At 66.5% G+C, this 21,750-nt stretch carries 18 protein-coding genes and 1 pseudogene; 9 read left to right on the forward strand and 10 right to left on the reverse strand.

What is annotated here, in order from left to right:
• A partial coding sequence (locus tag ACIQ6O_RS02695; RefSeq protein ID WP_396206229.1) for a protochlorophyllide reductase occupies positions 1-737 on the reverse strand: 737 nt, incomplete at its 3' end.
• A 207-nt stretch (positions 738-944) separates the two neighbouring features.
• On the opposite strand from ACIQ6O_RS02695, the gene ACIQ6O_RS02700 reads away from it, so the two are divergent.
• The gene (locus ACIQ6O_RS02700) at positions 945-1,814 is read left to right on the forward strand and encodes a PP2C family protein-serine/threonine phosphatase (protein ID WP_396206230.1); all 870 of its coding nucleotides are present in this window, start codon (positions 945-947) and stop codon (positions 1,812-1,814) included.
• A 154-nt stretch (positions 1,815-1,968) separates the two neighbouring features.
• Here ACIQ6O_RS02700 and ACIQ6O_RS02705 read toward each other — a convergent pair whose 3' ends face one another.
• The 4 genes from ACIQ6O_RS02705 to ACIQ6O_RS02720 all read right to left on the reverse strand — a co-directional run bounded on the left by ACIQ6O_RS02705 (position 1,969) and on the right by ACIQ6O_RS02720 (position 8,368).
• Positions 1,969-3,597, reverse strand: coding sequence for an alpha-D-glucose phosphate-specific phosphoglucomutase (locus tag ACIQ6O_RS02705; RefSeq protein WP_396206231.1), 1,629 nt, complete (start codon positions 3,595-3,597; stop codon positions 1,969-1,971).
• Positions 3,588-5,864: a molybdopterin cofactor-binding domain-containing protein gene (locus ACIQ6O_RS02710; protein WP_396206232.1), complete on the reverse strand. Its 2,277-nt coding sequence runs from the start codon at positions 5,862-5,864 to the stop codon at positions 3,588-3,590. The genes ACIQ6O_RS02705 and ACIQ6O_RS02710 overlap by 10 nt, the downstream gene beginning before the upstream one ends.
• A 2-nt stretch (positions 5,865-5,866) precedes the next feature.
• Positions 5,867-6,373, reverse strand: a complete 507-nt coding sequence (locus tag ACIQ6O_RS02715) for a (2Fe-2S)-binding protein (RefSeq protein WP_396206233.1) — start codon at positions 6,371-6,373, stop codon at positions 5,867-5,869.
• A 198-nt stretch (positions 6,374-6,571) separates the two neighbouring features.
• Positions 6,572-8,368, reverse strand: coding sequence for a gamma-glutamyltransferase family protein (locus ACIQ6O_RS02720; RefSeq protein ID WP_396206246.1), 1,797 nt, complete (start codon positions 8,366-8,368; stop codon positions 6,572-6,574).
• Positions 8,369-8,649: 281 nt separating this feature from the next.
• Between ACIQ6O_RS02720 and ACIQ6O_RS02725 the strand changes: the two genes are divergently transcribed.
• Positions 8,650-9,822 carry a PQQ-dependent sugar dehydrogenase gene (locus ACIQ6O_RS02725; protein ID WP_396206234.1) on the forward strand — a complete coding sequence of 391 codons (1,173 nt, stop codon included), beginning with the start codon at positions 8,650-8,652 and terminating at the stop codon, positions 9,820-9,822.
• Positions 9,823-9,825: 3 nt separating this feature from the next.
• On the opposite strand, the gene ACIQ6O_RS02730 is transcribed toward ACIQ6O_RS02725, so the two are convergent.
• The gene (locus tag ACIQ6O_RS02730) at positions 9,826-10,872 is read right to left on the reverse strand and encodes a serine/threonine-protein kinase (RefSeq protein WP_396206235.1); all 1,047 of its coding nucleotides are present in this window, start codon (positions 10,870-10,872) and stop codon (positions 9,826-9,828) included.
• Between the two features lie 42 nt (positions 10,873-10,914).
• Between ACIQ6O_RS02730 and ACIQ6O_RS02735 the strand changes: the two genes are divergently transcribed.
• Positions 10,915-11,943, forward strand: coding sequence for an LLM class flavin-dependent oxidoreductase (locus ACIQ6O_RS02735; RefSeq protein ID WP_396206236.1), 1,029 nt, complete (start codon positions 10,915-10,917; stop codon positions 11,941-11,943).
• Between the two features lie 4 nt (positions 11,944-11,947).
• Here the strand turns inward: ACIQ6O_RS02735 and ACIQ6O_RS02740 are convergent, their stop codons facing one another.
• From ACIQ6O_RS02740 to ACIQ6O_RS02750, 3 genes are all read right to left on the reverse strand, one after another.
• The gene (locus ACIQ6O_RS02740) at positions 11,948-13,477 is read right to left on the reverse strand and encodes a YybH family protein (RefSeq protein WP_396206237.1); all 1,530 of its coding nucleotides are present in this window, start codon (positions 13,475-13,477) and stop codon (positions 11,948-11,950) included.
• 14 nt (positions 13,478-13,491) lie between these two features.
• A complete protein-coding gene (locus ACIQ6O_RS02745; protein ID WP_396206238.1) occupies positions 13,492-14,319 on the reverse strand; it encodes a hypothetical protein in 828 nt (275 codons plus the stop codon).
• Positions 14,320-14,401: 82 nt separating this feature from the next.
• Positions 14,402-14,815 carry a hypothetical protein gene (locus ACIQ6O_RS02750; protein ID WP_396206239.1) on the reverse strand — a complete coding sequence of 138 codons (414 nt, stop codon included), beginning with the start codon at positions 14,813-14,815 and terminating at the stop codon, positions 14,402-14,404.
• A gap of 202 nt (positions 14,816-15,017) precedes the next feature.
• Here ACIQ6O_RS02750 and ACIQ6O_RS02755 point away from each other — a divergent pair, with 202 nt between their 5' ends.
• From ACIQ6O_RS02755 to ACIQ6O_RS02770, 4 genes are all read left to right on the forward strand, one after another.
• Entirely contained in the window at positions 15,018-16,031 is a 1,014-nt protein-coding gene (locus tag ACIQ6O_RS02755; protein ID WP_396206240.1) for a VOC family protein, read from the forward strand.
• Positions 16,032-16,086: 55 nt separating this feature from the next.
• Positions 16,087-16,296: a heavy-metal-associated domain-containing protein gene (locus ACIQ6O_RS02760; RefSeq protein ID WP_396206241.1), complete on the forward strand. Its 210-nt coding sequence runs from the start codon at positions 16,087-16,089 to the stop codon at positions 16,294-16,296.
• A 45-nt stretch (positions 16,297-16,341) separates the two neighbouring features.
• Complete coding sequence (locus ACIQ6O_RS02765) at positions 16,342-18,708, forward strand: heavy metal translocating P-type ATPase (RefSeq protein WP_396206242.1); 2,367 nt, start codon at positions 16,342-16,344, stop codon at positions 18,706-18,708.
• Between the two features lie 98 nt (positions 18,709-18,806).
• A complete protein-coding gene (locus tag ACIQ6O_RS02770; RefSeq protein ID WP_396206243.1) occupies positions 18,807-19,124 on the forward strand; it encodes a metal-sensitive transcriptional regulator in 318 nt (105 codons plus the stop codon).
• Between the two features lie 15 nt (positions 19,125-19,139).
• On the opposite strand, the gene ACIQ6O_RS02775 is transcribed toward ACIQ6O_RS02770, so the two are convergent.
• Positions 19,140-19,754 carry an AAA family ATPase gene (locus ACIQ6O_RS02775; protein ID WP_396206244.1) on the reverse strand — a complete coding sequence of 205 codons (615 nt, stop codon included), beginning with the start codon at positions 19,752-19,754 and terminating at the stop codon, positions 19,140-19,142.
• A gap of 74 nt (positions 19,755-19,828) precedes the next feature.
• On the opposite strand from ACIQ6O_RS02775, the gene ACIQ6O_RS02780 reads away from it, so the two are divergent.
• On the forward strand, positions 19,829-21,268 hold the full coding sequence (locus ACIQ6O_RS02780; RefSeq protein ID WP_396206245.1) for an NAD-dependent succinate-semialdehyde dehydrogenase: 1,440 nt from the start codon (positions 19,829-19,831) through the stop codon (positions 21,266-21,268).
• 5 nt (positions 21,269-21,273) lie between these two features.
• Positions 21,274-21,750: pseudogene (locus tag ACIQ6O_RS02785) on the forward strand (cytochrome P450); the annotation flags it as partial.

A 21,750-nucleotide genomic window follows, 5' to 3' on the forward strand; every position in this document is an offset into this window, starting at 1 on the left:
TGGAACCAGGGGAAGATGACCTGGAACGCGCGCGGCGTATGGCGGAAGAGCGGCGTGTCGGCCACGCACCCGGGGTAGAGGGTGTTGAACACGATGCCGGTCTGCTCGTGATACCGCCGATGTAGCTCACGCCCCGTAATCATGTTGCACAGCTTCGAGTCCTTGTACGCCTTGCCCGGCTTGAACTCCTTGCCGTTGATCATCGCGATCGGCGCCGTGAAGCCAGCCTCGAGTCCCTCGAGATTGCCGATGTCGGCCGGCGCGGGAATGGGGATCTTGCCGCCGAACTCCTCGTAGTTGGCGGTGACCGTACCAAGGATGATCAGCCGGCGTGACGGATGCGTGCTCTGCTCGAGATCGCGGAGCAGGAGGTTGGCGAGCAGGAAATGGCCGAAGTGGTTCGTGGCCACGCTGATCTCGTACCCTTCGGGGCTGCGTGCCGGTTCGGTGAGCCGGGGGAGATACACCGCCGCGTTGCACACGAGCGCGTCGAGCGGGCGTCCCAGCGCGCGAAAGGCGTCGACGAAGGCCCGTATACTCGCCTGCGAGCCCAGATCGATGTGCAGGATGCTCCGACGCTCAGGCGCGATACCCAGCGCGTCGGCCGCGGCCGTGGCCTTGGGTAGATCTCGGCACGCCATCACCACGTGCCAGCCGCGCTTGGCCAGCGCCGCCGCGCCGTAGAGACCCACGCCCGAGGAGGCGCCGGTGATGATGCAGGTAGGGGTGGTACTCACGGGGACTCTCAAGTGGTCGGAGTCATCCAAACGACCGGGATCTCCGCAGTGTTTCGATCGCTCCCAGGGGGGAGCATGGCCGTCGATGAAGCGCGCGGAATATTGCCATTTCCGGTTGGGCTCGCCAGTTGAAGGCATACCCCTGACTGCCGTTAACGGATGGGGTCGCCGCTTGCCCATGCTCGGGAGGGGGCGCATTCTGGGGACATGCAGTCAACGCAAGACGTGAGTGTCCCCATGGTGCGCCCGCGCGACGACGAACTCGATCTGTTCGGGGTGACCCACACCGGTCGAGTCCGCACGAGTAATCAGGATCAGTTTCTGCTGTGTACCGTGCACCCACAGGTGGTCGTGCATGGTACGAGCCTTGCCGACGCCTCGGCGATCACGCTGCGCGGTGAACGCGTGGCCACCATCATGCTGGTGGCCGATGGGGTTGGCGGCAGCGCCGACGGCAGTGAGGCGAGCCGCCTCGCCACCATCGCGGTCACCGAATACTTCGCGTCGGCCATGAAGTGCTGGCACACTGCCGGGTCGGCGTCGGAGCATGAGTTCACTTCGGCGTTGCGCGAGGCCGCCATCGAGGCGCACCGGCGGGTGAAAGAGCAGAGTGCGGTGCAGCTCGATGGCCGCAACATGGCCACCACGCTCTCCGTGGGCATCGTCGTGTGGCCGCTGCTGTATGTGATTCAGGTGGGCGACAGCCGTCTCTATCACTTCCAGGATGGGGTGCTGCAGCAGATCACGCGCGACCAGACGCTCGCGCAGGAGATGGTCGACCGCGGCGCCCTCACGCCGGAACGGGCGCAGCACTCACCGCTCAGTCATGTGCTCTCGAGTGCCATCGGTGCGGACGACGCGGAGCCCGTGATCTCGCGTGTGGACGTGAGCAAACGCGGGTGTATCACGCTCGTGTGCAGCGACGGGCTCACCAAGCATGTGAGTGACGAGGAGATCGCGGCCGAATGCGCGCGCATGACGGGGAGCGAGCAGCTGTGCCGCACGTTGCTGGATCTCGCACTCGAGCGCGGTGGCAGCGACAACATCACGATCGTGTGCGGGCGGGCCTTACCGTAGCGGAAGCTGTGAGGCGGCTAAGGAAACGCGTCCACACCGAGTTCGCAGAGTAATCGAGAGGGCACGGAGAACCACTTTCCTGAAAGTGCTGTTCTCCGTGCCCTCATGTTTCTCCGTGAGCTCCGTGTGGACGCGTTTCAGTCCGAGGCCGCGCTCAGGTGATAACCGTCGGCTCCGCCCGCCCCGTCCGCTCCACGATCTGCGCCAAACCCAGCGCCACATCCACCAATGAGCGCAGCGCGTCGGCGGTCTCCATCCCCAGCCGCTCCGGTGCCGTCTCGCGACTCTCGATATACACGCGGATCGTCGCGCCTTCCGTGCCCGTGCCCGACAACCGGAACACGATGCGCGCGCCGTCCGTAAACAGCACCCGGATACCCTGCCGAGCACTCGTGCTACCGTCCACCGGGTCGGTATAGGCGAAATCATCAGCTGCCTGCACCGTGCGCCCGTCGAGCACCTGCCCGGGGAGCGCATCGAGCTGCGCACGCAGATGCGCCATCACCCCATTCGCCGCATCGCTCGGCACGGCTTCGTAGTCGTAGCGCGTGTAGTAATTGCGGCCGTAGGTGGCCCAGTGTTCGCGCACGATCGCTTCCACGCTCTCGCCACGCACGGCCACGATATTGAGCCAGAAGAGTACGGCCCAGAGTCCGTCTTTTTCACGCACGTGATTGCTGCCGGTGCCGAAGCTTTCTTCGCCGCACAGCGTGATGCGCCCCGCGTCGAGCAGGTTGCCGAAGAACTTCCACCCGGTGGGGGTCTCGAAGCACGGAATCCCCAACCTCGCCGCTACCGCATCGACGGCGGCACTCGTGGGCATGCTGCGCGCCACCCCCGTCAAGCCGCTGTGGTACCCCGGCACCAGCGTCGCATTGGCGGCGAGCACCGCGAGACTGTCGCTCGGCGTGACGAAGAAGCGTTGGCCGAGGATCATGTTGCGATCGCCGTCGCCATCGCTCGCGGCGCCGAAGTCGAGCGCGTGCGCGCCGAACATCTCCTCCACCAGGTCGTGCGCGTACGTGAGATTGGGGTCGGGATGCCCTCCGCCGAAATCGGGGAGCGGCACCGCATTGATCACCGTCCCAGCCGGCGCGCCGAGTCGACGCTCGAGAATCTCCACCGCATACGGGCCCGTGATCGCGTGCATGCTGTCCATCCGCATGCGGAATCCTCCCGCGAACAGCGCACGGATCGCGGGAAAGTCGAAGAGCGTGGCCATGAGATCGGCGTAGGCCGATACCGGATCCACGATCTCGAGCATGAGTCCGCCGAGCTCCTGTCGACCAATCACATCGAGATCGAACGCGGGCAGCTCGGCGATGCGATAACTCGAGAGTGACGCGGCACGCGCAGCGACGGCATTGGTGAACGACTCCGGCGCTGGCCCTCCGTTGGCGGTGTTGTACTTGATGCCGAAATCACCGTCGGGGCCACCGGGGTTGTGGCTTGCCGACAGGATGATGCCACCGGCCGCGCCCTGCCGGATGAGATGCGAGGCCGCGGGCGTGGAGAGCAGGCCGCCGCGCCCCACGATCACGTGCGTGATGCCATTACCCGCCGCCATGCGGACGATCGTACCGATGGCCTCGCGGTTGAGGAACCGGCCGTCGCCACCGATCACCAGCGACGCACCGGCCGGGATGGCGGCCTCGTCGAGCAGCGCCTGTACGAAGTTCTCGAGATAGTGCGGCTGCTGAAACACCGGCGTGCGCTTCCGTAAACCCGACGTCCCCGGTCGCTGGTCAGCGAACGGGGACGTGGTGACAACACTTACACCCACTTGAGATCCACCTTGCTCAGCGGCAGCTGCCGCACCCGTTTACCGGTGGCCTGGTGAATGGCGCCCATGAGCGCCGGGATGAGCGGTGGCATGGCCGGCTCACCGATGCCGGTGGGTGAGAAGTTGGTCTTCTTCCAGTGCACTTCCACCGCCGGCGGCGCCTGCTTGATGCGCAGCAGCGGGAAGTTCGCGGCCGATCCGCTGGCCGTTGTGGCTGGCGAGAAGTTCTGCTGATCGGCCTTGCCGCCGGTGAAGGTGATCTCCTGCCCGTACGCCTGACCCATGGCGTCGAGCACCGCCCCCTGCACCTGCTGCTCGGCGTGATTGGGGTTGATGATCTCGCTCCCCACATCACCCACGGCCCACACCTTGTCCACCTTCACTTCGCCCGCCTTGCTCACCGTGGCCTGCACGACTTCGGCGAAGTAGCCGCGGTGGCTGAAGTAGAACGCCACGCCCATGCCCGTGCCCTTGGGGAGACTGCTGCGCTTGTTCCACCCCGACACGTCGCGCGCCATCTCGAGAATGCCGATCACGCGCTGCGCATCCATGAGTCCCGCCTGCTGCTGCGGCGTGAGCGGCTGCGCGGCCGGGATCTCGTTCTTCAGCATGTCGATGCGGAACTGGAGGGGATCCTTCCCCGCCGCCTCCGCGCACTCGTCGACGAACCCCTGGAAGGCGAATGACAGCGCGTTGGAGCGCGGTGCGCGCAGCGCGCCGGTGGGCACGCCGAGCGGCATCACCGACACGTCCATCTTGAGATTCGGCACGAAGCGCGCCGGGTACTCACCCGGACCGATGTCGGCACTCGGTGCGAAGCGCTCGCCCTCGCCGAACGTGGCCATGTGATTGCGGAAGGCCACCAGCTTGCCGTTGGCGTCGATGCCCGCGGTGAACTTGTGGAAGCCGCCGGGCCGGTACTGGTCGTGCTGCATGTCATCTTCGCGCGTCCAGATGAGCTTCACCGGCACCTTCGCTTCGCGCGCGATGAACGCCGTCTCGGCGAGCGGTTCGTTGTACAGGCGGCGCCCGAAACCACCGCCGGCGCGCATCATGTGCATCACCACCTGGTCTTCCTTGAGCCCGAGCGTCTGGGCGACCAGCGCGCGTCCCCCCTGCGGGGTCTGCGAGGTGGTCCACATCTCGCACGTGCCGTCGGCGTTCATGCGCGCCGTGCAGTTCTGCGGCTCGAGCGTGGCGTGGTTGATGAACGGATAGCTGTACTCCGCCTCGATCACCTTCTTGGCGCCCTTGATGGCGGCGTCGAAATCACCGTCGGCGCGAATGGTGCGGTGCGGGGCGGCCGCGAAGAATTCCTTGGCCTTGGCGGCGAAGGCCGCGCTCGACTGCTGCGACGTGGGGTGCTCGGCCCACTCCACCACGAGCTTCTTGCGGGCCTGCTGCACCATCCACCAGTTCTTGCCCACGATGGCCACACCGGCCTTGAGGCCGGCGAGGTTGTTGGTGCCCTCGACGACGAAGGCGTGCGTCACACCGGGCTGCTGCTTGATCACGTCGAGGTTGGCGCTCTTCACCTTCGCCGCGTACACGGGCGACTTCACGAAGGTGGCGTAGTGCATCCCCGGGACGGTTACGTCGAGGCCGAAGATCGGCTTGCCCGTGAGAATGTCCTTCACGTTCACCGTCTTCTTGCGCGTGCCGATGATGGTGAAGTTCTTCGGATCCTTGAGCGGCACCGTGTCGAGCACCGGCGCCGGCATCGTGGCGGCCGTCGCGGCGAGCGCTCCGTACGTGGCCGTTTTGCCGCTCGCCTTGTGGCTGACCACACCCTTCGACGTGGTGAGCTCGGCGACCGGCACGTTCCACTCCTTCGCGGCCGCGGCGAGAATCATCTGCCGACCGGCGGCACCCACGCGGCGCTGCGGAATCCAGTTGGTGGGCGTGGCGGTGGAACCGCCGGCCACCTGCGCCGGATACTTGGTGGGATCGAAGTCGGCCTGCTCGATGCGCACGTTCGCCCAATCCACGTCGAGCTCTTCGGCGATCAGCATGGGGAGCATCGTCTTGATGCCCTGGCCGATTTCCGGGTTCTTCGCGGTGATGGTGACGATGTTGTCGGCGGTGAGGCGGATGAACGCACTCAGCGATGCATCGGCGGCCGGGGCACCCGCACCAAGGCGCGTGATGGCTTCGAGGGGCTCGGCGTAGCTGGCGAGCAGGATGCCGCCGCCGGCGAGCGCGGTGACCTTGAGGAAATCGCGGCGGCTCGTGTGCACGCCGTTCTCCGAATTAGGGGAGGTGGCCATGATCAGTTCTCCTCCTCGTGCTTGCCGCTGCTCGAGCCCATCGCCGCGCCACCTGCCTTGATCTCTGCCGCCCGATGCACGGCCGCGCGGATGCGGAGGTACGTCGCGCAACGGCAGAGATTCGTGTTGAGGGCCGTGTCGATGTCGGTGTCGGTGGGCTTGGCGGTTTTCGCGAGCAGCGACGCGGCGGCCATCATCTGGCCGGCCTGGCAGTAGCCGCACTGCGGTACGTCGAGCTCCTCCCACGCCTGCTGCACCGCGTGCGCACCCTTGGGGTCGAGCCCCTCGATGGTCGTGATCTCAGCGCCCGCCGCGCGGGAGACCGGCAGCGTGCAGGTGCGTTGTGCCACACCGTTGACGTGCACCGTGCAGGCACCGCAGCGATTGGCGCCGCACCCGAATTTGGTGCCCTTGAGATCGAGTTCGTCGCGCAGCACCCAGAGCAGGGGCATGTCCGCGGGGACGTCCACCGTGCGGGTGGCGCCGTTGACCTTGAGCGTGATCGGCATGAGACCGGAGGTCGGAGGAAGGAGGGCCTAACCCGTGAAATTTCGCCCGGTGGGACGGGGGAGTCCAGAGAGAATGGCTGAGTGCACCACCGATAGCTGAAAGCCGAAAGCTGAAAGCTCCCCCGCGGTTGGCGAGAGGGTCGTTTCCGCCGGGGGAGTCTTCAGCTGTCAGCCGTCAGCTCTCAGTGCGTCGTCCGCCTACCACGCAATCCCGTGATCTTCCCCATGATTCGAACTGCCGCCCCACATGGTGCGGTGCTTGCGGTCGAACCAGATGGCGTTGATGGGACCGGAGGTGCGCTCCAAGGGGCGGAGCGTGTAGCCCATCGCCCGTAGGGCGGCACGGTTGGCCTCCGGCATGCTCGTCGCGATTTCCATCAGTCCCGGCTGCGTCTCGTGGAAGCCGAAGGAATTGCGCAGCTGGTACGAGTTGATGTTCGGGGCTTCCACGGCCTGCTGCACTGTCATCCCGAACTCCACCATGTTCAGGAAGAACTGCAGCAGGTTCTGGTCCTGCGTGTCACCGCCCTGCACGGCGAAGGCGAGGAACGGTTCGCCGTTCTTGAGCGCCATGGTGGGCGTGAGTGTCACACGCGGGCGCTTCCCCGGTTCGATCACATTGAACGGTCCGTCCTCCGGGCGCGTCACGAAGCTCTGGCCGCGCTGCGACAGCCCGATACCAGTGCGTCCCGCAATCACCGCCGGTACCCACCCGCCGCTGGGCGTGATGGAGACGACCCACCCGGAGCTATCGGCCGCCTCGATGCTCGTGGTGCCACCATGGAAGCTCTCACGAAGCTGCACCGTGAACGGATCGTCGAGCGTGGTGTCGGTGCGCACCAGACGATCCTGCTGGCCGCTCTGCTTCGTAGTGTCGCGCGGCAGGAACTTGCGGTTGTCCCACTGCGCGAGATACTGCGCGAACGGATTACTACCGCCCTGATAGGGATACGGATCACCCGGCTTGATGGTCGGATCGTTCTTCGTCCAGTCGATACTGTTGTAGCGCGCCTTCGCGTACGCCTTGCTCATCAGCCCCTGCATGGGCTCCTCCGGCGCGAACGCCGGATCGCCGTAGTAGAAGTCGCGATCGGCAAAGGCGAGGTTCATCGCCTGATACACCGTGTGCACGTACTTCGGCGAGTTGTACTCCATCGCCTTGAGGTCGGCGTTCTCGAGGATGTTGAGCGCCTGCAGCATCACCGGGCCTTGCTGCCACTGCTGCAGCTTGCACACGTCGATGCCCTTGTAGTTCGTGCACATCGGTTCTTCGATCTTCACCTTCCAATTCGCCAGATCGGCCATGGTGAAGAGGCCACCGTCCTCACGCATACCGCGCACGAGTTCGGCGGCGATATCGCCTTTGTAGAAGCGATCGTACGCGGCCATGATCGCCTGCTTGCGAGTCTTGCCCGCCTTGAGCGCAGCCTGCTCGGTGGCGACGAGCTTGCGGAAGGTGGCCGCGAGATCCTTCTGCACGAAGATCTCTCCGGGCTCCGGCGCTTCGCGCTCACCGCCAAGGTGCGGCAGCATGATCGCCGGCGCGTACTTCCACTGCTTGATCCACGACTTCTGCCGCTCGATGGTGTTGGCGAGCTGCGCCTCGATGGCGAATCCGTCGGCCATCTGAATGGCCGGCCCCAGCACGTCCTTGAGCGACAGCCGGCCATACTCCGCCAGCATCACCATCAGTCCGCCAGGTGTACCGGGGGTCACTGCCGCCAGCGGACCGAACTCCGGCGGGTTCGCATAGCCCTTGCTCCGATAGTAGTCGGCCGTGGCGCCAGTCGGTGCGACGCCGAGCGCGTTGATGCCGATGACCTTCTTGAGCTTGGGATGGTAGATGAGTGCCTGCGTCTCACCGCCACAGTGCAGGGTGTCCCACATGGTACAGGTAGCCGCGAGCATGGCCGCCGCCGCATCGACGGCATTGCCCCCCTTCTGAAACATCATGGCCCCGGCGGTCGCACCGAGCGGCTTGCCGGTGATCGCCATCCAGTGCTTGCCGTGGAGCGGCGGCTTCTGCGTCTGCGACCGGCGAGGATCCACGGGGCCCACCGGCTGTCCGGTGGCTGCCCGCTGCGCCTGCAGCTGTGGCGTAATCGCCGCGGCCAGGAAGGCCGCCGTCGTGAGGAGTTTGGCTGTAGGCGAAAGCATGGAGGGGAACGCCGTGATTGGGGCTGGGGTTGGAACCGCGTAACTTCACTATGCGTCGGCAGGGCGCCTCCGGCCAGCGCCGGACTTTACGGTGTGAACCATCGTGTCGTGGAGAATGCATGCGTCGAATTCTGGGTCTACTCGCCCTCGTGGGATGCTCGTCGTCGCCGGCGGCCGCACCGTCGGACGACGGCGCCCCCTCTACGCCACCGTCGCAGGTCCTGGCAGATCGCTCCCCCACGCCCCCCAACACGCGCGGCGTGGTGACCGCGGAAACCGTGACCGGCGGGTTGGTGAATCCGTGGGCCATCGAGTTTCTCCCCGACGGCCGCGCCCTCGTGACCGAGCGGCCGGGACGCTTGCGGGTGTTGTCGCCGAGTGGCCAACTGTCGGCGCCCGTCACGGGCGTCCCCACCGTATTCGCCCAAGGGCAGGGCGGGTTGCTCGACGTCGCCATCGACCCGCAGTTCGCGCAGAACCAGCGCATCTACCTCTCGTATGCCGAGTCGGGGAGCGGTGGCGCTGGTACGGCGGTGGCGCGGGCGCGCTTCACCGGCACGGCGCTCGAAGACGTGCAGGTGATCTACCGCCAGGAGCCCAAGCTGAATGGCGGAGGCCACTATGGGGCACGGCTCGTGTTCGATCGCACCGGTCTGCTGTACGTCACTCTGGGTGACCGCATGAATTGGCGCGACCGGGCGCAGGATCTGTCCATGGGGCAGGGGAAGATCGTCCGCATCACCACGTCGGGGGCGGCACCGGCCGACAATCCGTTCACCTCCGTCGCCAACGCGCAGGCCATCTGGTCGTATGGTCATCGCAATGTCCAGTCGGCGGCGTTGCATCCCGAAACCGGTCAGCTCTGGACGGTGGAGCACGGCGCGCGCGGTGGCGACGAGCTCAATCGGCCCGAGCGCGGCAAGAACTACGGGTGGCCGATCATCACGTATGGCGTGGACTATTCGGGCGCCCGCATCGGCGAGGGCACGTCGAAGGCTGGGCTGGAGCAGCCCGTGTACTACTGGGATCCCGTCATCGCACCGTCGGGCATGGCGTTCTACACGGCCAACGCGATTCCCGGATGGCGCGGGAGCATTCTCGTGGGGTCCCTCTCACCGGGGGCGCTCGTACGTCTCGAGCTCGCCAACGGGCGCGTGACGCGAGAGGTCCGCTATCTGGGCGAGCTCGGCGAGCGCATTCGCGATGTGGCGGTGGGCCCTGATGGTTTCGTCTACGTCGTGACCGACAGCGGTAACGGACGGGTGCTGCGCGTCAAGCCCGTGATGGGGTAAGCCCTACCGGGGGCGCCCCAGCCACCATGCGGTGGCGGCCAACAGCAGAACGGCCACGGCGGCAAATGTCGTTCGCCATCTGCTCGCGTCGGGCTTCGCGGGCGTCACGGTATCGACGCTGGGGGGTGTGGCACGTCGCGGCGGCACAGCCGCGAGCAGCGCGTCGATCGTGTTGATGACTACGGAGGCCGAGTGCGGTCGCTGCAGAGGATCCTTCTCCAGGCAGCGCATCAATACATCGGCGAGCGGGCCGGGCAGTTCGGCTCGCACTTCCCGTATCGGCCTGGGCGAATCCGCCAGCTGCGCTGCCATCGTGGCGCGCAGCGATGGGCGGACGAACGGGGGCGCCCCGGTGAGGATCTCATAGGCCACGCACGCAAACGCGTACAGGTCGGCCTTGTGGTCCACCACGCGCGCGTTGCTCACCTGTTCGGGTGGCATGTAGGCTGGGGTCCCCAGCGTCATGCTCACGGTGGTTACGCGACGTCCGCTGCTCACCGCCGCCTCGCTGGCGTCGTCCAGCGCCTTCGCGACACCGAAGTCGGCGATCATGGCCACGCCGTCGCTGAGCAGAATGTTTTCCGGCTTGATGTCGCGGTGAATGACCCCCTTCGCATGCGCATAGGCGAGCGCCGCGGCGAGTTCACGCAGCAGGCGGACCGCGTCGAGCAGGGGGAGCGTGCCGCGCTTGAGCAGGTGCTCACGCAGGGACTCGCCCTCCACGTACGGCATGCTGTACCAGCGCAACGCGCCGGACGGGTGATCAGCGTAGGCCTCGGGATCGCTCGCGGTCAGCAGTGGCACGAGGTGCGGGTGCTGGAGCCGCGCCGCGATCAGCATTTCGCGATGAAAGCGGACGCCATCGACCCCGTCGGTGAGCTCTGTTGGCAGCACCTTGATGACCACGGGGCGCTTCAACGCGACCTCGGTTGCAAGGAACACACGCGCCGATCCGCCGCCACCCAACTCACGGGTGATGACGTACCGGTCGACCAGCGCGCGCTGCAGCCGCTCGCGGACCAGTGCCGAGGAGGAGGGACCTGAGCTCACGCCGCAATCTATGCACCGTGCGACGGCACCATACATTCGGGTATGGAACTTGGCATTTATACCTTCGGCGAAACCGATCCGCGCCGCGTGAATGATCCGGCGGTAGCCGGGCAACGGCTGCGTCACCTCCTCGAAGAAATCGAATTGGCCGATCAGGTCGGCCTCGATGTGTACGGGGTGGGCGAGCATCATCGCCCTGACTACACGGTGTCCGCTCCCGCCGTCGTGCTGGCGGCGGCCGCGGCGCGTACCTCTCGCATCAAGCTCACGAGTGCGGTCACCGTGCTGAGTTCGGACGACCCGGTGCGGGTGTTCCAGGATTTCGCCACGCTCGACCTGCTTTCGAACGGCCGGGCCGAGATCACGGCGGGCCGCGGCAGCTTCATCGAGTCGTATCCGCTGTTCGGACAGGATCTCGACGACTACAACGAGCTGTTCACCGAAAAGCTTGCGCTGTTGCTGGCGCTCCGCGAGAACGAACGCATCACGTGGAACGGGAAGCACCGCCCCTCGATCGACAATCGCGGGGTGTATCCGCGCCCGTTGCAGCAGCCGCTCCCCGTGTGGATCGCCGTGGGCGGCACACCGCAGTCGGTGGTGCGCGCCGGTACGCTCGGCTTGCCGCTCGCCATTGCCATCATCGGCGGGATGCCTGAGCGATTCCAGCCATTCGTGCAGCTCTATCGGGAGGCCGCACAACAGGCGGGCCATGACCCGAGCACACTCAAGGTGAGCATCAATTCGCACGGGTTCATTGCTGACAGCACGGAGCACGCGGTCAACCTCGCCTTCGGCCCGTACATCGACACGATGGGGCGCATCGGCCGTGAGCGCGGATGGCCCATGCCGACGCGCCAGCAGTTCGATTTCGAGCGGTCACCACGCGGTGCCATGCTGCTGGGGAGCCCGCAGGAAGTCATCGACAAGATCCTGTTCGAGCACGAACTGTTCGGCATGGACCGCATGCTCATTCAGTTCTCCGTGGGGCCGATGCCGCACAAGGACGTGCTGCGCTGCATCGAACTCTACGGCACCGTGGTGGCGCCGGCGGTGCGGAAGGCGCTGGCCTGAGCGCCTACCGCCGCCGCGAACTCCAGTGGATCGCCGCGATGCGCCACTGTCCGTCGACGCGCCGCGCCACGATCAGCTCGGCGCCGAGGGTGTCGACGGCGCGGTCGCCGAAGGTCCCCTTGGTTGCCGAGGTCGCCACGCTGTACGCCACGTCCCCCACGACCGTCACGCCGCGCGGTTGGCGTGCGGCCTTGATGGCCCGCGCAAACGCGATGTCGGCAGGCAGGTGATGCGACCGGTAGTCGGCGAGTGAATCCACCGTGCCACTCTCCACGATGGCGACATCAGGGGAGAGCAGGGCGAGCGCTGCGCTACTGTCGCCTCGTTCGAGCGCCTGGTGGAAGCCGCTCACCAGCGTGGCGACTTGCGACGAGTCGCTCGGCCCCGTGGGCATCTGGTGCCCCGCGTGCGCATCGGCGGTCGTCGCGCCACCGCTGCCGAACCCCGTCATGGCGCCAGTCTCCGCATCATGCTGCATCACCGCGCCGTAGGTCACGGTGGGCGTCGGAAGCGTGGACAGGAATCCCACCGCGGGGCCACCCATGTTCTCGATGCCCATGTGCTCCGACATCACACGCCACGCCGGAACGCTCATCACCTCGGTCGTATCGTCGCGATAGCGCCGCGCGGCGAGCATGATCTCCGCGCGCTTGCGGTCGCGCGGCACCGACGGATTGGTGAGAATGTCGCTCACCACATCGTGCATGCTGTGCAGGTTGTCGAAGATGATGGCGGCTTCGGGGTATCGCGCGGCGAATTTCGGCGCCACCGGCACGGTCATGGGCATCTGATGCGGCAATGAGCGTGGGACGTCCTGCAGCATCTGGAAGAACCGCGCGACCGTGGCGCGCATGAGCGCCTGCTTCTCCGTGCGCGAGGTACCCACCATGAGCGGTTCGTAGAGCCCCATCTGCAACCAGTGGTATCCCCAGATCAGGCCGTTGAACTTCGGATACTTCTTCCGGAAGGCGAGTGAAAACGGCTGCTCCTGCATCAGCTTCATCGACTTCGGCTTGCTGCTGAAGGCAAGGTCGGGGCGCGACCGGTAGTAGCGGATGAGTCGCGCTACTTCGACGTCGCGCTGCGCCCACGAGAGACGCTCGTCGGCCAGCACATCGTAGAGCTGCCGATGCAGCAGATGCGCCCAGTCGAACATCACCTTCGCTTCCGGGGCGAGCTGCGCGTACTTGGGCTCAATCGCGCCTTCCTCGAGCGGAATGCGCGGTGGCTTGATGAGCACCTTCTGCGTGAGGTCGTTGTAGCGATCCACTTCGAGGCGCGACGCGGGCGCATCCGGAAAACGCCACAGCGTCTCGTACAGAATCGCGTGACCGTAGTCGAACGCGTTGAACAGGCGGTCGGCGTGCTGGTAGTGCGTGCGGAACGTCCAGTTGTGCGACGCCTGCAAGTAGAACTGCTCGTAGGTCGTGCTCCACTGGGCCGCGAGCGGAGAGATCGGCGCCATGGTGACGGTCAGGACCGCGCCCAGCATGGCGAGTCGACGCGTGAAACGGGCGGAGGAAGTCGTGTGCATGTGTCGGCTCCGGGTCAGCGGCGTGGCGCCCAGGGGAATCCAATCGCGACGGCGGCACCGGTCGTGAGGAACCAGCCCTGCTCGTCCCCCTTGAGTCGGTATCCACCACCGGCGTCGAAGGCGACGCGCGGGCTCAGCTGGATGCGTGATCCGCCGGCCACGTCGAAGCGTTGCGCGGCGCCGGCCTGCAATGGCTCGCTGGTCACGACTTCCATCGTGAACAGCATCGCCTTGAGCGGCAGCGTCTTGTCGACGGCGATCCCCGCCATCCAGCGCGAGAACTCCGCGTTGGCCGGGGGCACAATACCGGTGGTGCCGCCGGTGGCCTTGTCATCGGCGAAGGTCATCTGGCCGTTCACGTGAAAGCGGGCCCAGGCAAACGTCTTCGTGGCGATCGCCTTGACCGTGGGAATCGAGGTGGACGGCCCCAGCGGCCCGGCGGGTATCACCACGTCCGCGGCGAGGGCCAGCGCGGGGAGCCGCGTTTCGGCGTTGAGGTTGTACAACGCCGACATCTCGATACCAGCAAGCGCGGTCGTACGGACACCGCGTCCCCCTTCGGTGTGAACCATCGGGAAGCCGATCTCGACCTGCGTGCGCGGCAAGAGGCCGAGTGCGATCTCGGGCTCGACGCCCCAGCGATAGGTACCGCCGCGCTCCCGCTCGAGGCGGAGCGGCGCCAGCTGCACTTCGATCGCGCGCCGCTCGATGGCGTATGCATCTTCGACGCGGATGGGACGACCAGCGTCCGTGTTGAAATAGTCGGTCTGCGCCAGCGCAGACGACGCGGCGAAATGCCCGAGCATCAGCACGGGCACCACGCGCGACAGGGTCGCGAACATGATGTGGAGATTCGAGTTGGATGCGCGCGCCGACGGGATGCGGCGCGGTGGCGCTCAGGAGCGCGGAGCTACGGAGTCCAACTCAGCCGCGCGGAGGGGGCGGCTCGGGTGTCTGATGCATCGAGCTCAGCGCGAGCCCGTCATGTATGATGCGCTCGGTGCTCACCTGCACCTCGCGGCTCGCGAGCATCGGGACCGGCACGATGATGGCGGTGGCCGCGCAGGCCATGGCCATCGGGCAACTCGTCGGATGCGACGTGTGGTGCGGGGTGTCCGGCGACGAGTCGCTCATCGGCGCGTGGTGCCCGCTGTGGTGCTCACTGTGGGCCTCACTGTGGGACGCCGGCATGGCCGCAACCGTGTGGGCGGCGTGATCCGTGGGGGCAGCAATCGACACGTCGCATACCGCGCTGGCCGCCAGCAGGATGACCTGCAGCAGATGCACGCCCACCAAAGCAATGGCGGCACGACGGAAGCGGGTGGCCCAACGGTTCATGCGGGCAACCTAATCAGCGCGCATATCGGGGCAACTCGCCCGCTGCGCGCGCCGAACTCCGCCGTTGAGACGGCATCCTTGAGGACCTCGATCTTCCGGATGTCGCGAGGATTGAGTCCGATCAATCCGCCCGAGCCGCCCCCGGTTCGTGGGAAAGATATAGTTAGCTTGACAATTAACGGCTAAACGATTATAATGGAAGATGAGCGTCTTCAGCGATGACCTGTTCCGCCGAGCGCCCGTGCCTGAGCTCGCCCTCCCGGGCACCTACGGGGAAGCGCCGCCGGCGCATCGGTTTTCCCGTGACCTGCGACTCGGGCCGGTGCAACTGCAGGTGAGCCACCTCGATTGCTCGCTCGAGTGGTACCAGATGGTGCTTGGGCTGCGCGAGCTCGCGTGCGAGGGCGACACGGTGCACCTGGGGGTGCCCGGCGCGTCGGAGCCACTCGTCAGTCTCGAGTATCGACCGGGGACGACACCAGTGCGGCCGGGCTCGCGGCTTGGTCTCTACCACTTCGCGATTCTGCTCCCCGATCGCCCCGCCCTCGGACGATTCGTCCAGCACCTGTCCGACATCGGCGCACGGGTCGGCGCGAGCGACCACCTCGTGAGTGAAGCCCTGTACCTGCAGGATCCGGACGGGATTGGCATCGAGGTGTATCGCGACCGCCCCCGTGAGGAGTGGAGGCGTGACGGGCGCGAACTCATGATGGCCACCGACCCCCTCGATTTCCCCGCCGTCGTCGCGTCGGCGCAGGGAGCCACCTGGGACGGGATGCCCGCTGGTACGGTGATGGGGCACCTCCATCTGTATGTGGGAGATATTGCCCGCGCGTCTGACTTCTACAGCAAGGCCCTGGGCTTCGATCGCATGGTATGGCGATACCCCGGCGCGCTCTTCCTCGGCGCTGGCGGCTATCACCATCACCTCGGCACCAATACCTGGGCGCAAGGGGCGCCGAGCCCATCGGAGCGCGATGCCAAACTGCTCGCGTGGACCATCGTCACGCCGGATGCCGAGCAGACGCTCGCGTCAGTGAGCGAAGCGGGATTCGTGGTGGATGGTGACCTACTGCGCGATCCGTGGGGCACGGCGGTCCGGGTGCGCGCGGCGTCGCTGGTCTGCACCGCGTTCGCGGAAGCGCGGAAGCGCGGAAGCGCGGAGGCGCGGAGGCGTGGAGGCGCGGAGGAAGCGGTGCTCGCGGAGTGGACTTGATACCGGGAGGGGGTATATTGCAAAGATACCCCCACACCCTATCAAGGACACACACATGCAGAAGACGACGTTCGAAATCTCCGGGATGTCCTGCGGCCACTGCGTGAAGGCCGTAGACAAGGCCCTGCAGCAGATCGCCGGCGTCACGGTGGAGAGTGTCGCCATCGGGTCGGCGACTGTGGCCTTCGACGACACGCAGACCGATGCCGGCCGTATCGCCCAGGCGATCGACGACGCGGGCTACCCCGTCGTCGCCACCACGTAAGACGATCCGGCGACACGTACCCGCAGCACACGGGTCAAGCCTCCGATGAACACGCCCGCCGATTCGTCGCGCCAGACGGTGCGCATCCCCGTCACGGGGATGACATGCGCCGCCTGCTCCTCGCGCGTGCAGCGCATGCTTCAGAAGGCGCCCGGGGTGAGCGACGCGGCGGTAAACCTCATGATGAAGAGCGCCACGGTCACCTTCGACCCGGGCGCCACCTCGGCCGACCAGCTGATCGAGGTCATCCGCGACACCGGCTACGGCGCCGCACTCGCCGATGCCGATCAATCGGCCTTCGAGGAGCAGCAGGCGCGCGATCGCGCCCAAGCGGACGAGTATCACGACCTCCGCACCAAGGCGCTCGTCAGCGGCATTATTGGCGCGTTTGCGATGCTGGTGAGCATGCCGCTCATGAGCCAGCTCGCTGCAGGTCATGCGCACGGCGTGGTGGCCGATCCGTTCATGCGGTGGAGCATGACCGCGCTCGACCCGCTCCTGCGCGCCACGCTTCCCGGTCTGTACGACGTGCCGGCCAGCGTGCTCACCTACACGCTGCTGGCGGTCACACTGCTCGTGATGGTGTGGGCCGGCCGCCACTTCTATAAGCGGGCGTGGGCCGCACTGCGGCACGGCGCCGCTGACATGAACACGCTGGTGAGTGTGGGGACGCTCGCCGCCTTCGTGTACTCGCTGGTCGCCACCCTCGCGCCGACGTTCTTCATCTCGCGCGGCGTGATGCCCGATGTGTACTACGAAGCCGTCATCATCATCATCGCGCTCATCCTCACCGGCAACATGTTCGAGGCCCGCGCGAAGATGCGCACCTCGGCGGCGCTGCGCGCGCTGGTGGACCTCCAGCCCAAGACGGCCCGCGTGCTGCGCTTCGACCAGGAAGTCGACGCGCCGGTGGACACGGTGGAGCCCGACGAGGTCATTATCGTGCGGCCCGGCGAACGGATTCCCACCGACGGTGAGGTGGTGCAGGGAGAAAGCGCGGTGGACGAAAGCATGCTCACCGGCGAGTCGCTGCCCGTGAGCAAGCACGTGGGCGATCGGGTCATCGGCGGCACGATCAACCGCACCGGCGCTTTCCGCTATCGCGCCACGACACTGGGGGCCAGCAGTGTGCTGTCGCAGATCGTGCAGCTCATGCGTGACGCGCAGGGGAGCCGCGCGCCCATTCAGCGGCTCGCCGATCGCATCAGCGCGGTGTTCGTACCGGCGGTGATGCTGATCGCCGTCATCACCTTCGGCGTGTGGTACGTGGCGGTGAACGAGGCGCCGCTGGTGCGGGCCTTTGCTGCGGCCGTGGCGGTGCTCATCATTGCCTGTCCCTGTGCCATGGGGCTCGCGGTGCCCACCGCCGTCATGGTGGCGAGTGGCAAGGGCGCCGAGATGGGGGTGCTCATCAAGGGGGGCGAAGCGCTGCAGCGCGCTGGTGATATCACGACGGTGGTGCTCGACAAGACTGGCACGGTGACCGAGGGAAAACCGGTGGTGACGGACCTTGTTGTGGCCACCGACGCAGCACTCACGGCAGACGAACTCCTCCGATTGGTCGCCTCGCTCGAGAAGTCGAGCGAGCATCCGTTGGCGGATGCCATCGTACGGGAAGCCGTCGCGCGCCATCTCACGCTCGTCGACCCCGGCACGTTTCAGTCGGTGACGGGACGCGGGGCGCAGGGAACGGTGGGCGACCACGCCGTGGTGGTGGGCAACGCCGCATTCCTGCACGAGTGGGGTGTGAGTTCGAGCGAACTCGATACGCAGGCCACGACGCTCGCGTCGCAGGGGCGCACCCCTATGTTCGTCGCCATCGACGGCGCACTGGCCGGCCTCATCGCCGTGGCCGATCCCATTCGCGAAAGTTCCCGGGCGGCCATTGCGCAACTACACGCCATGGGGCTCGCCGTGGTGATGCTCACCGGAGACAACGAGCGAACCGCCACGGCAATCGGTCGTGACGCCGGTATCGATCGTGTGGTGGCGGGCGTGCTTCCGGATGGCAAGGTGGCCGAAGTACAGCGACTCCAGCGCGAAGGGGCGGTGGTGGCCATGGTGGGCGACGGCATCAACGATGCGCCGGCGCTCGCGCAGGCCGACGTGGGGATGGCGATCGGCAGCGGCACTGACGTCGCCGTAGAAGCAGGCGACGTGGTGTTGATGCGCGGCGATCTCATGGGGGTGGTGCGGGCCATCGCGCTATCGCGCCGAACCATGCGCACCATGAAGCAGAATCTCTTCTGGGCGTTCGTGTACAACGTGATCGGCATCCCCATTGCCGCGGGAGTGCTCTATCCCGCGTTCGGCCTGCAACTCAGTCCCATTCTCGCCAGCGCCGCCATGGCGTTCAGTTCGGTAAGCGTGGTGACGAATTCCCTCCGCCTCCGGCGCGCGCGCTTCGCCTGACCCGTGACCTTCCGATAACCATGCCTTCGACCAGGACGCGAACCACGAAGTTGCCCGCCGCTGCGCCAACAACACAGGCCGTCGGGTGTGGCTGCGCTGTGCCGCCCCAGGCGTCCGCGACGAACGGGCGCAAGGCGGTGGCGGTGGACGCCGGGGCCAAGGAGCGCAACCGCAAGCGGCTACGGCGCATCGAGGGGCAGGTGCGCGGGTTGCAGAAAATGGTGGAGGACGACCGCTACTGCGCCGACATCCTCACGCAGATCGCCAGTGTGCACGAGGCGCTGCGCAGCGTGGGGCGCGAGCTGATGCGCAATCATCTCAAGCACTGCGCGTCGGCGGCGATTCAGCAGGGGCCGACCGAAGCCGAAGCCATGTACGACGAGCTCGTGAAGATGATGTACCGTCACTCGCGCTGAACGGCCTCGTCGTATCTACTCGCGGGCGGCGAACAGATCGATTTGCGGCGGTTGGGTGGGCAGGCCCAGATGCTGCAGGGCCGCCACCGTCCAGCCGGATCGATCCTGCGGATCGAGATGGTGCACCGTGACCCCGAGATCACTTACGAGGTCGTCGATGATTCCATCGATCTGCTGCTGAAACGTGAGGCTCACCGCACGCTTGCCGTCGAAGGCGGGCGCCCCGGTCACCGGCACCTTGAACAGCGCGTGATAGCCCCGCACCCAATGCCGCACGAGCGGCTCCAGCTCCGGCTGGCGGCCACTTCGCGCCACCAGGTACGCGTAGTTGTCGAGCACCGACCGGTCGCACACCACCACCTCGTACTGCGACGACGCCTCGATCTCCTCGGCGATCTGCGTGTGCAGAATCCACGACTGGGAGTCGAGGGTGGTTTCTTCGTTGATCGGCAGGGGGCAGCGACGTGCCACTTCCTTGACAATGTCCACGCCGAGATCGAGACGCTTGAGTTGCGCCGCCAGGTCGAAACACAGGGTGGTCTTGCCCACGCCGTGCGTGCCGACGAACGCCACCTTCAAGCGGTGGCGCGCAAATGCATCGAGCGGAAGGAGCACCGAGGACGCAGACATGGATCCATCGTAATGCCGCGGCCCGCGCGGGCCTATCCCTTGCGATTTTCATCCGAACGCTACCTCGTTCGCCCATGTCCATCAGTCTCCGGCGCGATCGCGCGTATGTGAACGGCCAGTGGGTGACCGCCCCAGACGAACGGGTGTTTGCGGTGCACAGTCCCGCCACCGGTGAGTTGATTGGGAGTGTTCCCGATCTGGGTCCCGGCGAGACCCGCGACGCCATCGAAAGCGCTGAGCGCGCCTGGCCGGCGTGGCGTGCTCGCACCGCCAAGGAGCGGAGCGCCGTGCTGCGCCGGTGGTTCGAGCTCATCATGGAGCATCGCACCGAGCTCGCCGCCCTGATGTCGCGCGAAAGCGGCAAGGTGATCACCGAGAGCCTCGGTGAAATCGCCTACGGTGCCGCGTTCGTGGAGTGGTTCGCCGAGGAGGCGAAGCGCGCGTACGGCGACGTGATTCCGCCGTATTCGTCCGATCGGCGCCTCGTGGTGATCAAGCAGGGGGTCGGCGTGGCGGCCGCCATCACGCCGTGGAACTTCCCGCTCGCGATGATCACACGCAAAGTGGCGCCGGCGCTCGCGGCCGGGTGCCCGGTGGTCATCAAGCCGGCCTCGGAGACGCCGCTCACGGCGCTCGCGCTCGCGGCGCTCGCCGAAGCTGCGGGATTTCCTGCCGGCGTGTACAACACGGTGACCACATCGGACAACGAGGGGGTGGGCAGTGAACTCTGCGCAAACCCGGCGGTGCGCAAACTCAGCTTCACCGGTTCCACGGCGGTGGGGCGGCAATTGATGGCGCAGTGTGCGCCCACGCTCAAGAAGCTGTCGCTCGAACTTGGGGGCAACGCGCCATTCATCGTCTTCGAGGACGCTGATCTCGACGCCGCCGTGCGCGGTGCGGTGCAGTCCAAGTACCGGCACAATGGGCAGACGTGCGTCTGCGTGAATCGCCTGCTCGTGCACCGGTCGGTGTATTCCGCCTTCCTCGAGCGATTTGCCGCCGCCGTCGCCGACCTGCGCACCGGCGATGTCCTCGACCCGCAGGTCCAGGTGGGGCCGCTCATCAGCGAGAAGGCCCTCGCCAAGGTCCAGGCGTTCGTGGAGGATGCCGTGGCGCATGGGGCGCGCGTGGTACAGGGGGGCACGCGCATCGGTGGCCTCTTCTACGCGCCCACCGTTCTTGCCGATGCCACTCCGGCCATGCGCATTGCGCATGACGAGGTGTTTGGGCCCATCGCGCCGGTGTTCGTCTTCGATACGGAAGCCGAGGCCATCGCGATGGCGAACGCCACCGAGTACGGGTTGGCGGCGTACTTCTTCAGTCGTGATGTGGGGCGCTGCTGGCGCGTGGCCGAAGCACTCGAGTACGGCATGGTGGGGATCAACGAGGGGCTCATCTCCACCGAACTCGCGCCCTTCGGGGGCGTCAAGCAGTCCGGTTTGGAACGCGAGGGGTCGCGCTACGGACTCGAAGCGTACCTGGAGACCAAGTATCTCTGCTTCGGTGGGGTGTAGTGCACATGCGTTTCGATGCCGCCAGCCGGCACCTGTCCCTCGATCCGCGTGATCCGGCGTTCTATCGGGATCCCTCTGCAAGCTACGCGGCGGTGCTGGCCCAGTCGCCGGTGGCGTATTGGGAGGAGCTGGGCTGCTGGTGCTTCTTCGGCTACGACGAGGTGAACCGCCTGCTGCGCGACCGGCGCTTCGGGCGCGAGATTCTGCATGTGGCCACGCGGGAGGAACTGGGGCTGCCCGCACCGCGCCCGCACACGCGGCACTTCGACGAGGTGGATGCGCATTCGATGCTGGAGCGCGAACCGCCCGTGCACACGCGGTTGCGGGCCCTCGTCAGTCGTGCCTTCGTCTCGCGGCGGGTGGAAGCGCTGCGGCCGATCATCGAAGGCTTGGCGCACGAGCTTGTCGATGCGTTCCCGCGCGAGCCCTTCGATCTCCTCACGCACTACGCGACGCCCATTCCCGTGCGCATCATCGCTCGC

Source organism: Gemmatimonas sp. (genome assembly GCF_044345575.1).
In the GTDB taxonomy this organism is placed as follows: Bacteria; Gemmatimonadota; Gemmatimonadetes; order Gemmatimonadales; family Gemmatimonadaceae; genus Gemmatimonas.